This window comes from Legionella maioricensis (assembly GCF_023618015.1).
GTDB lineage: Bacteria > Pseudomonadota > Gammaproteobacteria > Legionellales > Legionellaceae > Legionella > Legionella maioricensis.
On record NZ_JAJKBJ010000001.1, the window covers coordinates 25,766 to 40,238 of the forward strand.

The following is a 14,473-nucleotide window of genomic DNA, read 5'->3' on the forward strand; positions in this document are numbered from 1 at the left end:
AATACAATTTGATGTGAATAAATATGAAAGCAAAACAGGATAAACATCTTCTGGCAATACAGGATTGCGAGAAGAAAATCTCGTCCTTGCCGGCAGGCGAAATTAAATATCATTTGTTCATTCTGCTTCATTCCATTAAAGAAAAAAATAATGAAGCTTCTCAAAAGCTTATAGTAGTACTTTCAGAACTTCTGGATAATTTAAATGACTTGCATCAGCTAATCTCATTTGATCTGACTCTTTTTAATAAAATTTATGAAAATTACAATAAGTTACAAACCATTGCTCAGATAAATAGCTATGGTTATCAATTCAAAATCATTGTCCTCCATATAGGTGGCGCTATCGCTGCAGTAATTTGTGGTATTGCAGGTGGATTAGTAGGCGGCATTGTTGGCCTGGCACGAGGAACCTGGAATCATGAGCCGCATAAAGGTTTAGGCATCGGTTTATTCACCGGCTATTTTGTAGGGGCAATTGTTGGTTTCAGGACTCCTAAAAAATTGTGTAAGGATGAATTTCAAAGACAGCTTGAGTTTGGTCTTAATGGTTTTGGTAGAGGTTTGGAAAATCTACGCCAAACCTTGAATCATGAGCGTGAGAACCTTAAACCTTTTGAAGATTATTTTGAAGAGGAAAAAGCGCTCATTCGTAATCAATGTTTTGCCAGCGATTCTGAATTCGAAGCATTCCTTGATGAAGATATTACTTATGAGATTAATAGTTTCAAAGCCGGATTTATAGGTGGCGCCTCCCTTCATGGCTATTTGGGACATCATCTGTATATAGTCATTAAAATTAAAGAGTCGCAACATTTAATTGAATTCACCCGCCAGCCAGCAGACACCAGTATACCGCCTGACCAGCAGGAAATGAGGACGGTTAAAGGGAAAAAGATAATTGAAATGCTCGCCACTTATAAAAAATTACAGGAAACCAACGCGTGTACTTACGATTATATATTAACCCGCATGAAACCTGGTGATAATGATTGTCATACCTTGGTTAATAAAGTACTTATTGGCACTGATCAACCTGCTGCAAGACTCTTGCGATACCAAGGCATGAATACTGTGGGAGCCACGATAGGCTTTTTTATAAGTAAATTAAGTCCATTTAAAGAAGAGTTCTTTACTACACCGGGGCCGAGTTTAGAATATTAGGTTTGGGATCTACTTTAATCACCTCTCCTTCGCGCGAAGCGTGGGGGACATTGTCATTAAATTAAGCTTTTATAGCCTGGATTAGCGCAACGTAATCCGGAATTTCGTGCCAGACAACAAGAACATTTATGGGTGCAGTGTGCTCATACCAGGAGATCTCTCGCTGACGCTCGAGATGACGTGGTATTGTTCAGGATGACGTGTATTAGTGAAGTACACCGTCATCCCGAGCGAAGCGAAGGATCCCCACTTGTGGAGACGGTGCTCATAACAGGAGAGCTCTCGCTGACGCTCGAGATGACGTGGTATTGTTCAGGATGACGTGTATTGGTGAAGTACACCGTCATCCCGAGCGAAGCGAAGGATCTCCTGAAGGCTCCTTTTTCTTTCTTTAATAACTCAACATCTTGATCAACTGCTCTTCATCTAAAACAGCAACCCCAAGTTCTGTTGCTTTTGCTAACTTAGATCCCGCTTCGCTTCCGGCAATGACATAATCTGTTTTTGCAGACACGCTGCCACTAACTTTAGCACCTAAAGCCAATAGTTTTGCTTTTGCATCCTCACGCCCCATGCTCTTGAGGGTGCCAGTTAATACCACCGTCTTCCTGAATAAAGGATGTTCTTGATTAACGGTTTTTTTCTCAGTTTTAGGCCAATGAATCCCCAACTCTAATAAACGATGAATCACCTCAAGATTGTGGGGTTGTGCAAAAAAATGTACCACGTAAGCAGCACCGACTGGACCTATATCGTTTAGAGTCATCAAATCATCTACGGTGGCTGATTGAATCGTATCAATATCTGAAAAATGTTCAGCCAATACTCGAGCGCTGGACTCACCAATTTCTCTTATTCCTAATGCATAAAGAAAACGATTAAAGGTGGTTTTCTTGCTTTGCTCCAAAGAGGCCAAAAGATTTTTTGCCGATTTCTCACCCATGCGAGGAAGATTGGCCAAAGTAGACAAATCAAGCTCATATAGATCGGATAAATGATGCACTATGCCCTCATCGACCAATTGCTCTATAAGCACGGATCCCAATCCGTCTATATGCATCGCTTTTCTTGAAGCAAAGTGCCACATCATTCTTTTTAATTGGGCTTTGCAAAATAATCCGCCAATACACCGTGCAACAGCTTCCCCTTCCTCGCGTATGACTTCAGATCCACATACCGGACATCTTTTCGGAAGATGAATCATTTCGGTATTGGGTGGGCGCTTGGCTAACACGACGGATACTACCTCAGGAATCACATCCCCTGCTCGGCGAATAATAACCGTATCGCCAATCCGAATATCCTTGCGGGCAATTTCGTCAAGATTATGTAAGGTAGCATTACTGACAGTAACGCCCCCCACGCTCACTGGTTCCAAGCGGGCAACGGGAGTTAATGCCCCGGTTCGCCCCACCTGAAAATCAACAGCTAATAATTGAGTCATTTCCTCTGAGGCAGGAAACTTATGAGCACAGGCAAAACGAGGGGCACGAGACACAAAACCTAATTGTTGCTGAAAGGGAATACTGTCAATTTTATAAACCACCCCATCTATTTCAAAGGGTAATTGCTCGCGTTTGGTTAATATGTAATGGTAATAATTCAAACATCCCTCTATTCCAACTTCTTTCCTCGTTTCCGAAGACACTCTAAAACCAAAATCCTTGAGTAATTGCAATTGGGCTAAATGACTGTCCGGTAAACGATACCCCTCACAGGCACCAATCCCATAACAATAAATAGCTAAGGGTCTAGTGGCAGTAATAGCGGGATTTAATTGCCTTAAGCTACCTGCCGCGGCATTGCGCGGATTAGCAAAAGTCTTTTCTCCTGATTCTCGTGCATTCTGGTTATAAGCTTCAAACCCGGCTTTAGGCATATAAACCTCACCGCGTACTTCTATAAACTTAGGTGGCTTATCGGTTCTTAACTTTAAAGGAACGGATGTAATGGTCTTGATATTGGCTGTAATGTTTTCCCCCACTGCCCCATCCCCTCGTGTCGCAGCATGGGTTAATATTCCCTCTTCATAGGTAAGATTTACTGCTAAGCCATCCAGCTTGGGCTCACAGGCAAAAATTAACTGTTGATTAGGCTCATCCAATTTTTCCGTTGCACGTTTAATAAAGGCCTGTAGTTCCTCGGTAGTAAACACATTGGAAAGTGATAGCATGGGTTGCTTATGAGCAACAGGCATAAATGCCTCTAAAGGAGTACCACTAACTCGTTGGGTTGGGGAGTCTGTGGTTAAAAATTGTGGGTACTCAGCCTCTAGTTTTTGTAAAGCGCGAAAACAGCGATCATATTCCACATCAGGTACAAGAGGTTCATCAAGTGCATAATAATGATAGTCATAATTTCTTATTTGCTCTTTAAGTGCTGCGATCTGTCCCTTTATCTCATCGTCACCCATCAAAAAACCACCTAAAAATTTAAAACATCAGTTTATCATTATTATGAACACTTTCGAACAATCCTCTTATGAACCGAAGAGATTTTTCAATAATTTTCAGCACTTATCTTGCTCAATATCACTCCTTGAATCTCACGTAAAAAGCATGCTATAGATATTGATGGGTCAGACAGGAGGCATGAAAGAAATGGATCTTCAGCGCGCTTTAATTACTCTCTTTTTATTTATATTTTACAGTTTAATCCAAGCAACTCCGGCACCAAAGGATAATCAAGGGATCGCCTTTGTACATGGCACACGAGATCATCGAGAGGATGCCTATGGAGGCTATTGGAAAACTGATTTTATACAAAGTGTCACTCAACGTATGGAAAATCCGGACAATTATTATGTAGTCCACTGTGATTTTAGCCAGTATATGTGGCATGAAGACGCGGCTAATTGTACAGCCGAACAACTGTTAACCTTTATGGCAGATAAAAATATTAATTCCCTCACCGTTTATACTCATTCGAATGGAGCCAACATCGTGAGGTGGATCCTTTCTAATCCAACCTATGATAAAAAATTCCTGATGTTAAAACGCAAAATCAGACAAGTGATTGCTATAGCGCCATCAAGTGGTGGAACTCCTCTGGCGGATGAAGTGCTGAATGGCGGTGTTTTTGAAACCAGTCTCGCCTGGCTATTAGGTTACACTTCTGACGCTGTAAAACAACAGCGTGTCGCTGACATGCTCATTTTTAATCAGGAACTGTTGTTAGGGGGGAAAGGTCGTCCCTCTTTATCCGTGCCTTTTAAAGTAATTGTAGGCACTGACGTGTATGCCTCCCCTTTTTCTTCATCCAGTTATTGCAATGGTTATTGGCATAACAGCGGTCTTAAAATCGCTAAATTATATCTTGAACCATGCTCTGATGGCTTTTTAAATTGTTCTTCTCAAGCAGAGGCTGGCGATGTATGGTTTTATGATCGGGATAAAACAGAAAATAATATCCCTTTAAGTCATAATCAAAGCCGTCATTCCTGTTTTGGTTTGGATGGCGTTCTCATCAGTGCCTTGGCCGCAAAAGGAGTTGCACAATGAAAACTACTCATCTTGTTTTGATGTCCGCATTTTGTTTCTCGCAAACTCATGCATATACCTTACCCAGTCAACCTACCAAGGCTTACGACTGCGATGTGTGCACCAAATTATCGCATGAAAAGTTGCAGGATAAATGGAGTATTTCAGATGTGCCATTGGATAAGAAAGTCACCAATATTCAAAAGAGTTTTGGTTATAAAGAGCGCGTGACGGCCAAACAATTACAAGCGGGTGTATCCATATCAACACTGGCGCCCGGGGCGGTAATTCGCATTACCCCCTTACAAAAAAAAGCCATGCCTCAATTATTATTTAAAACCCCTACCAATAAACTAATGAATTTGAAAGAGGCATCTTCTCTATACAGTGAAAACGAAACATCAGGAGATGAGTTTTTTGCAACAAAATACCAAACCATGCTGCAAATTAAACCGGAATTGGGCGCTGGAAAATTTATCATCAAAAGCAAAACCATTGGTGAAAAAAATTCGGACGCTTATCTGATTAATGTTTTGGATAAATTTTCCTTGCTTTATTTACAAGTCGAATCTGATTCCATTCATTATCAATACGGTGATAAATTAATCTCAACGATTACCCTTAAAGATAATGATGCTGATTATTCCATTGACGATATAGATTTGGCCCTGATTGGTCCCCAAGGACAAGTGAATCCCCTGAAATTAACCAGACTGAAACGAAACAAATTCGAGGCCATTACCACTCTTGATTCCGAACTGAATGATCACGGAGAAAATTGGTATATTGAAGCAAACATAGAAACCGATATAGGGCAAACGAGAATTAAACGTAGTGGGCACACCGCTTTTTCTTACTCTATTCCATCCGCCAGTTTATTGACCTTAAAAAAAACATCCTCCCACCCTTTAACCTTTACAGCAACTATGGATGTTGCAACCGCAAGTAGATATGCATTACAAAGCGTTTTATTCTATAAAGACAGCAATGGTGAAATTAAGCCTATTGAAACCTCTCAAAAAGCTCAATGGTTTGAATCAGGCCAGCAGGTAATACAATTTACCTTTGACAATTTAAGCCAATTATCAGACGATAGTCTCTACTTAGGTTATTTGCGCTTGTTAGATTACGGACAATTAAAAACTGTATATCAATATAACCAACCAATTAAGGTTACTCAATTACTGGAATAATGAATGTTATTTTTTTCATCTATCACGCTTATGGAGGGCATAGGTTGCGCCGTTGCTCTCCATTTCATTCTTCTGCTCTGGTTTTTAAAAAAACAAAATCAGCAAAAAATTTTAACTGAGCAACTCCATGAAAAAATGCAACAAGCCTTAACGACACAGCTTCACCAGTTGCATCTTGATTTAAGCCACTCGTACCAAAACAGCCAACATTCTATTAATGAAAAAGTGGCTCAAGGCCAGCTTGCTATGCAATTACTCATTAGTGATACCATCCAAAAACAAATGAGTGATATAAGAGAACAAATGAGCCACAGTTTTAAACAGCATGCGAGCTCGCTTACCTCCCATTTACAAATACTCACTGAGGAAATTCGTACGCACCTGCATAGTCTGACGCAACAAGTAAATCACAAACTGACTGAAGGTTTTGAAAAAACATCCTCTACTTTCATTGATGTAGTAAAACGATTAACCATTATTGATGAAGCACAAAAAAAAATCACTGAACTCTCTAATCATGTAGTCAGTCTGCAAGACGTATTGGTAGACAAAAAAGCCAGAGGCGCTTTTGGCGAAGTCCAGCTTTCAACCCTAATAAGTAACATGATTCCAAGCGCTCACTATCAAATGCAATATACCTTAAGTAACCAAAAACGGGCTGACTGCATTTTGTTTTTACCCGAACCCACGGGTAATGTAGTGATTGACGCCAAATTTCCCCTGGAAACCTATCAACGCTTAATCAACACTGATGCAGTTTCTGTTGAGCGAAAATCGCTGCAACAACAATTTCGCCAGGACATTCAAAAACATATTAAAGACATTGCGGAAAAATACATTATCCCAAATGAAACTACTGATGGTGCCATGATGTTTATTCCGGCCGAATCCATCTTTGCGGAAATTCATGCTAATTATCCGGATTTGATTTCCCTGTCTCAAAGACTGAAGGTATGGTTGGTTTCACCTAGCACTCTAATGGCAGTCCTTACCACTGCGAAGGCGGTATTAAAAGATGATGCGACCCGCAAGCAAGTGCACATCATCCAAAAACATTTACATGCCCTTGCTGATGATTTCCAACGCTTTGAAAAACGAATGGATAAATTATCCAAACACATTGATTTGGCTCATCAGGATGTTAATGAAGTGAATACATCCGCTAAAAAAATCACTTCCCGTTTTCAGAAGATTGAATCGGTTGAAATGGATTTAAAAGAACTGGAAACATCGATAGTGGAGTTAGAAACCTAAGGGTATACCCATATCCCGTTTTACCTTATAGGGACGTAGGGTATGTTACAAGTTGCTGGACCTTAAAAAGGAAACTACTGTGCTCAAACGTGATATCTCGACAACTAATATACTCATTGCTTCAGCAGGGGGTATGATTGGCTCCGGATGGCTTTTTAGCCCCTTTATTAGCGCTCAAATGGCGGGTTCCAATGCGTTAATCAGCTGGGTAATCGCGGCTCTTTTTATGTTATTTATCGCCCTACCCTTATGTGAACTCGGTACGATGTTTCCTGTTTCAGGAGGGATGTCTAATTACCCTACGTTCACTCATGGCCAAGAGGTTGGCTTTTTATTCGCTTGGACATCCTGGCTTTCCTATGTAGTGATGACTCCAATCGAAATCCAGGCCATTCTCCAATATTCCAGCCATTTTTTTCCTGCTTTAATTGTGAATGACCCGACCACTCTCAAATTGTCAGGCTATGGCTATCTTGTGGCTATTGGGATCATGTTTTTTGTTGTCATCCTGAATTCTTATGGTATTAAAATGCTGGCTGAATGTAACAAATACGCCAGTATCATTAAATTTGCGCTCCCCAGTATTGCCATCGTTACTCTGTTACATAGCGCCCCCAGCATGGCCAATGTCAGTATCCATTTAGGAGATAAAACCAGCTGGGCAAATATATTTGCCGCTCTTTCTGCCGGGGGAGTTGTATTTGCTTTCACCGGGTTCCAGAATGGTTTAATTTTAGCCGGAGAAGTTAAAAATCCGCAACGAAATATTCCCATAGCCATTTTAGGCGCTGTTTTGATTGGCTTTATCTTATATTTCATGTTGCAATTAAGTTTTATTGTGGCAATGCCCCAAAAATATCTGGCCAATGGTTGGAGCGCACTGAGTTATCCGGGCGATAGTGGTCCTCTGGTGGGATTAACTTTATTACTCGGATTAGGAGTGGTCGCAACTCTTTTAATGATTGATGCTGCATTCTCTCCCTTTGGTACAACCCTTGTCTATACTGCTGCAACTTCGCGAATAGTGTATGGAATGGCTCTAAACCATCACTTACCCAAAGTGTTTTTAAAAGTGAATCGTCATAAAATCCCTTATATAACGCTTTATGCTAATTTTTTAGTGGGTGTTTTTTCTTTCTTGCCTTTCCCCGGCTGGCAAAAACTGGTCGCTTTTCTTTCTTCAGCCAGTATTCTTTCTTACAGTATTGGGCCAATTTGTCTTCTAGCCATGCGAAAATTACAACCAGAAACCCACAGACCATTCAAACTGTCCGGTCACCTGTTTTTCTCTCATCTCGCTTTTTATATTTGTAATTTAATGTTGTACTGGTGTGGATTCTCCATTTTGTGGAAACTTGATGTAGCATTATTGGTTGGTCTTTTTATTGCCATAACCTATCATGGTAAAAGCCTTTTTACGCCGAATTACCCACTGTATTGGTTCGTGTTTTATATGGTCTCTCTGCTGATAGTCTCTTATTTGGGTACCTTCGGTGGTATAGGAATACTGCACTTTCCCTTGGATTTAGTATGCCTTTTACCGCTTAGTATACTGACTCTTTACTTGTCACAACGTGTTTTAAGCAGCGATACTCATAAGGAAATCATTTGTGAAGTGGACGCATCCCCGGCTTAAAGCAAATATCGTCATCTCGAGGAAAGTCACGTCATCTCGAGCCACCTTACGTCATCCCGAGCATAAGCGAGGGATCTCCAAGTGCAGGCACTATGCCAGCATTCAGGAGATCCCTCTCTTCGCTCGGGATGACGTGACTTTGCTCGGGATGACGTGACTTTCCTCGAGATGATGTGATTTCGCTCGGGATGACGTAAGGTGGCTCGAGATGATGTAGGTTGGCGCTGAGCTTAGCGAAGCCCAATAACATAACAGCATCTTTAAGATGCAGAAAATTAAATATAAAGGTATAATCATCCCCCTTTAAGTCATGATCTGTTAATCCCATGGTGACCAAAACGCTGCTCTTTCAAACCACGCCAACCAGACAAACCAAACAAATATGGGGACAACTGTATGGGAGTAGCTTGGCGCTTGCCTTGGCAGAATATTGCCAGCAAACACCTGGAGTAAAATTACTGATTGCTCAGGACAATCTCAGTGCCAGTCAACTCCAGGATGAACTGCAGTTTTTCCTCAATGAGCAAAATGCCCCCCAAGAACTATTATTTTTTCCTGACTGGGAAACCTTACCCTATGATCAGTTTTCACCTCATCAGGATATTATTTCAGAACGGCTGCATACGCTAAGCCGCGTACAGCACGTCACCAATGCGATAATTATTACCTCCGCCAGCACCTTAATGCATAGACTCTGCCCGCCTGAGTTTTTAAATCAATATGCATTAATGCTCAGGGAAGGCCAAAAGCTGGAGCTCAATGCCTTTAGAAATCAGCTGCAACAATCCGGATATCATTGCGTCAATAAAGTTCTGGAGCATGGCGAGTTTGCTTTACGCGGATCGATTATTGATGTTTATCCCATGGGCAGTGGCCTCCCCTTTCGTATTGAACTATTTGATGATGAAATAGAAAGCCTAAGAGAATTTGATGCTGAAACACAACGTACCATAGAAAAAATATCAGAAATTAACGTCTTACCCGCTCGAGAATTCCCTTTAAATGAGCAAAGTCAGACTCTTTTCAGAAGAGCATTTAGAGAGCTCTTTCCAGGCAACCCGAGCCAATGCCCTATTTACGAAGCAATAAGCAATGGTCAATTTCCTTCAGGCATAGAATATTTTCTCCCACTATTTTTTGAAAAAACGGTTACTTTTTTTGATTATTTACCCCAAAACGCCAAAGTTTGTCTGATTGAGGATATTCAACAAAATGCAGAACAGTTCTGGCAAGAATTAACGGAGCGGTATGAACAAAGACGCTATGATATCACTCGTCCCCTACTCGCCCCGACTGCTTGTTTTATTAATCCAACCGAATTATTAACTCAAGCGAACACTTACGAACAAGTACGCTTGTTTCATAGACCATCAGAAAAAAAAGGCGCAGTGATCAACTTTGATATCGCAATGGCACCGCAATTGCCTATAGATCGAAAAACGCCAGAACCTCTGAGCCTTTTACGTGAATATTGTGCTGATTCCTCTCGTCGTTATTTAATTGTGGTCGAAAGTGCTGGGCGCCGTGAGGTCTTACTTGATTTGCTAAAACTGAGTGGACTTGCTCCTAAAGTACAACCGTCCTGGCATGACTTTATTAATGATAATGCCCCCCTTAATATAACGACTGGTCCATTGATTTATGGTTGTGAATTAAGTAACAAAAATATTGTAATCATTGTTGAGTCACAATTATTTGGTGAACAAAGCACTCCTCAACGACGTAGCTCTCAAAAAGCTGTTGATCCAGATTTAATTATTCGGGATATGGCCGAGTTACAGTTAGGCGCACCAGTAGTCCATCTGCAATTTGGGGTCGGACGCTATCAAGGTCTGCAATACATCACCACTAATGATATGTCGAGTGAGTTTTTAGTTCTGTCCTATGCAGGCGAAGATAAAATTTATGTGCCAGTTACCTCTCTTCATTTAATTAGCCGCTATACCGGAGTTGACAGCGAACACGCTCCCTTACATAAACTCGGCTCCGAACAATGGCAAAAAGAAAAGAAAAAAGCAGCTGAAAAAATCCACGATGTTGCCATTGAATTACTGGATCTTTATGCCAAAAGAGAAGCCCAGCCAGGACATCAATATGATTTTAATCAGGCTGAGTACATCAAATTTGCCAGCGGGTTTCCCTTTACGGAAACCACAGATCAGTTAAACGCAATAGAACAAATCATTAAAGACATGCAATCCTCTCGTCCCATGGACCGATTAATTTGTGGTGACGTAGGATTTGGCAAAACAGAAGTTGCCATGCGCGCGGCTTTTGTGGCGGTTCAGAATGGAAAACAAGTGTGTGTCCTGGTACCTACAACACTTTTGGCTGGACAGCATTTTGAATCGTTTAGAGATCGTTTTGCAGACTTCCCTATTAATATTGAATTATTATCTCGTTTTCGCAGTGGCAAAGAATCAGAAGCAGTCCTTTCAGGACTATCCTCTGGGAAAGTAGATGTAGTAATAGGCACTCATAAATTATTTCAAAGTAACATCGCTTTTAAAAATCTGGGCTTATTAATTATTGATGAAGAACACCGTTTCGGGGTAAAGCAAAAAGAGCACATGAAATCTCTGCGGACCCATGTTGATATTTTATCCATGACAGCCACCCCGATTCCCAGAACATTAAACATGGCAATGGCCGGAATTAGAGATATTTCCTTAATAGCCACTCCCCCGGCCAAACGATTGGCCATCAAAACATTTTGGCAAGAAAAAAAAGACATTGTCGTACGGGAAGCGTTGCTGCGTGAAATTTTAAGGGGTGGGCAGGTATTTTTCCTTCACAATAATGTACAAACAATTGATAGAGTGTGTGAGGATTTGCAAACCCTGGTCCCTGAAGCAAAAATCCGTAGCGCTCACGGACAAATGCGCGAACGAGAATTAGAACGGGTGATGTCCGATTTTTATCATCATCGATTTAATGTGCTCGTTTGTACGACCATTATTGAAACCGGGATCGACATCCCTACCGCCAATACCATTATTATTGATCGTGCCGATAAATTTGGTTTAGCCCAATTGCACCAGTTACGTGGTCGTGTTGGACGCTCTCATCATCAGGCCTATGCCTATTTATTAACCCCTGATGAAAAATTATTAACTCCTGATGCGGTCAAACGCCTCGAAGCTATAGTATCGCTGGAAGATTTAGGCGCTGGATTCACTCTGGCAACTCATGATCTTGAAATTCGCGGTGCTGGAGAGTTATTAGGCGAAGATCAGAGCGGAAATATGCACGCCATAGGCTTTAATTTATTTATGGAGATGCTCGACAGAGCCGTAGAGGATTTAAAAGCAGGTAAAGTACCAGAATTATCAGCGCCCATGCATCAGGGGCCAGAAATTGATTTACGCATCAGTGCTATTATCCCAGAAGATTATATAGGCGACATTCATAATCGATTAATCATGTATAAGAGAATTTCCAATGCGAAAACCACTCAGCAATTACATGATTTACAAATTGAATTAATTGACCGCTTTGGATTGCTACCCCAGCCAGTGAAGCATTTATTACTCATTACGGAATTAAAATTAAAAGCAGACCAATTAGGCATTCAAAAAATTAGTGCTGCATCAGAAAAAGGTAAGTTGGACTTTAGCGAAAAGCCATCTATCAATCCCGGGGTATTAATCAATCTGATTCAAGTGCATGCCAAACGCTATCAGATGGAAGGACCACAACGCTTACGCTTTACTTTAGATAGTACTACTCCTGAAGAACGTATATTTGAAATCAGTTCTTTGCTCAGTAAATTAGCTTCTTAATCAGGGCGTGTTGACAGTCTTTACCGCCGCTACGTACTACGACTTGTTCTAGAGTGTACGACCCGTAAGTGGGGGCCCATAGCCCAACATTGAGTTCTTGTGCGGCCTAATGCCTTTTGTTGGGCCAAGGCCCAACCTACAATTGCTGTAAGTCCCGCAAGCTCATCCGGTGTTGTTGCATCAATCCCCTTCCCCTACGTCCCGCGGCCGCGGGACGTAGGCATGATTTTTATTACTCCCAAATAATACGCTGAGATTGAGCTAATGCAGATTCAATGACGCCAGCATAGTGTTGCTCCACAACGCGGCGCTTTACTTTAAGGGTTGGCGTTAACAAATCGTTTTTAGGCGTCCATTCTTCTTTTGCAATAATGATATGGCTGATTCGTTCATATTTAAGTAAACCACTGTTAACATGGTGTAAAATATCTTCCAGCAATTTGTTGATCTCTTCTTTTTTCTTACGAATCAGAGCGCCTTCACTTAAAGTGATTAGTAAAACATTGCTGGGTAAGCCGCGTCCGACCAAGCATAATTGTTCGATTATCTCATTAATCTCAAATTGTTGCTCTATGGGAGTGGGAGCCACAAATTCGCCGCTTTGATTTTTGAAGTTTTCTGAAATTCTTCCGACTATTTTAACTCGATTTTGATCATCCAGTTCGACTACGTCGCCGGTTCGCAGCCATCCTTCAGAGGTAAATGCCTTTTTGGTTGCTTCTTTATCTTTATAATATCCAGACATTAAACAAGGGGAGTTAAGCAACAACTCTCCGTCCTCGGCTGTTTTAATTTCAACCTCTAACCGCGGAGTTCCGACATAACCCGGCCTTCTCTCATTTAATATGGATAAAGTGGCGTAGGCTAAATTTTCTGTTTGTCCATAGCCCTCTTGGATACGAATACCTATTTTTTCAAAAAATTTTATAATTGATACAGGTAGAGGCGAGGCACCAGAAAAAGAATTAGTACATGCATTTAATCCTAATTCTTTAATGATTTTATTTTTTATATAACGCGAAATAAAAGGAATTTTCAATAAAAAATTGAGCAATGAAGGTGAGAGTTTTTCTTCAATTTTTTGCTGAAATATGCCCCATATACGGGGAACTGCCGTAAAAAAAATAGGCTGAATGCTGCGTAAATTTTTGGAAAATTGAGCCAGACTTTCTATAAAAGACACATCACAATGAATAGTTACACTAGCCAATTGAATTGCGGACCGCTCATATACATGGGCCAGTGGCAGATAGGAAATCAACTTATAATGCTCCAATTTTCTAATTCTAAGCAGATCTTCTGGAAAAAGATTCAGATAATTGGTTATAGACTGATTGGTGAACATAGCCCCTTTTGGCAAACCCGACGTTCCAGAAGAATAAATAATGGTATATACATCCTCCGGTGATGGTTCTGTTAATTCTATAAGCGGTTGAGTAGCCAGTACATCTGACCAAAGATGATTTACTTTCAGGTCCTTATGGTAGCCAAAGCTAATGGTCATATGCTGTTCAGGAATATAACTACGCACTAACTGATGCTCATCAAGTTTACCTATAAAGACTGCATTGACATCACCATGTTCTAAAATATAGTGAACACTTTTTTCATGTTGATTAGTAAAAAGAGGTACGCTGACCATACCCGCCAGATAAATACCAAAATCAGCGATAAACCACTCGGCACAGTTTTTAGAAATAATGGCCACATGATCGCCTTTTTTAAGTCCTAATTGATATAAAAATGCAGCTACTTTTCGGGCTTGCAACATCGTCTCAGCCCAAGTTAACTCATGCCAAATTCCTTTTTTAGGTTGTCTTAAATATATCCTGTCAGCTGCTTCCTTTTCATTTTTTAACAGTAATTGGCATAATGAATTCAAATTAGAGTCTTTTGACATGTCTCATCCCTTTCTAAAATAATCCTTGAGCACGCGCAAAATCTGTTCCCTATGTTCAGTCTAGAC

At 40.8% G+C, this 14,473-nt stretch carries 8 protein-coding genes; 6 read left to right on the forward strand and 2 right to left on the reverse strand.

Annotated features, from left to right (window positions below; all coding sequences use genetic code 11):
* Window positions 1-23 precede the first annotated feature (23 nt).
* Window positions 24-1,163: a hypothetical protein gene (locus LOX96_RS00095; RefSeq protein ID WP_250420103.1), complete on the forward strand. Its 1,140-nt coding sequence runs from the start codon at window positions 24-26 to the stop codon at window positions 1,161-1,163.
* Between the two features lie 391 nt (window positions 1,164-1,554).
* On the opposite strand, the gene ligA is transcribed toward LOX96_RS00095, so the two are convergent.
* Entirely contained in the window at window positions 1,555-3,576 is a 2,022-nt protein-coding gene (ligA, locus tag LOX96_RS00100) for an NAD-dependent DNA ligase LigA (protein ID WP_250420100.1), read from the reverse strand.
* Window positions 3,577-3,763: 187 nt separating this feature from the next.
* Here ligA and LOX96_RS00105 point away from each other — a divergent pair, with 187 nt between their 5' ends.
* The 5 genes from LOX96_RS00105 (at window position 3,764) to mfd (ending at window position 12,507) form a co-directional block, all read left to right on the forward strand.
* Window positions 3,764-4,663, forward strand: coding sequence for a hypothetical protein (locus LOX96_RS00105; RefSeq protein ID WP_250420169.1), 900 nt, complete (start codon window positions 3,764-3,766; stop codon window positions 4,661-4,663).
* On the forward strand, window positions 4,660-5,835 hold the full coding sequence (locus LOX96_RS00110) for a DUF4785 domain-containing protein (protein ID WP_250420097.1): 1,176 nt from the start codon (window positions 4,660-4,662) through the stop codon (window positions 5,833-5,835). The genes LOX96_RS00105 and LOX96_RS00110 overlap by 4 nt, the downstream gene beginning before the upstream one ends.
* 3 nt (window positions 5,836-5,838) lie before the next feature.
* Window positions 5,839-7,089, forward strand: a complete 1,251-nt coding sequence (locus LOX96_RS00115; RefSeq protein WP_250420094.1) for a DNA recombination protein RmuC — start codon at window positions 5,839-5,841, stop codon at window positions 7,087-7,089.
* A gap of 79 nt (window positions 7,090-7,168) precedes the next feature.
* Window positions 7,169-8,725, forward strand: a complete 1,557-nt coding sequence (locus LOX96_RS00120; protein ID WP_250420091.1) for an APC family permease — start codon at window positions 7,169-7,171, stop codon at window positions 8,723-8,725.
* Between the two features lie 326 nt (window positions 8,726-9,051).
* Window positions 9,052-12,507 carry a transcription-repair coupling factor gene (mfd, locus tag LOX96_RS00125; protein ID WP_250420088.1) on the forward strand — a complete coding sequence of 1,152 codons (3,456 nt, stop codon included), beginning with the start codon at window positions 9,052-9,054 and terminating at the stop codon, window positions 12,505-12,507.
* 232 nt (window positions 12,508-12,739) lie between these two features.
* Here the strand turns inward: mfd and LOX96_RS00130 are convergent, their stop codons facing one another.
* Window positions 12,740-14,407 carry an AMP-binding protein gene (locus LOX96_RS00130; RefSeq protein ID WP_250420086.1) on the reverse strand — a complete coding sequence of 556 codons (1,668 nt, stop codon included), beginning with the start codon at window positions 14,405-14,407 and terminating at the stop codon, window positions 12,740-12,742.
* Between the last annotated feature and the right edge of the window lie 66 nt (window positions 14,408-14,473).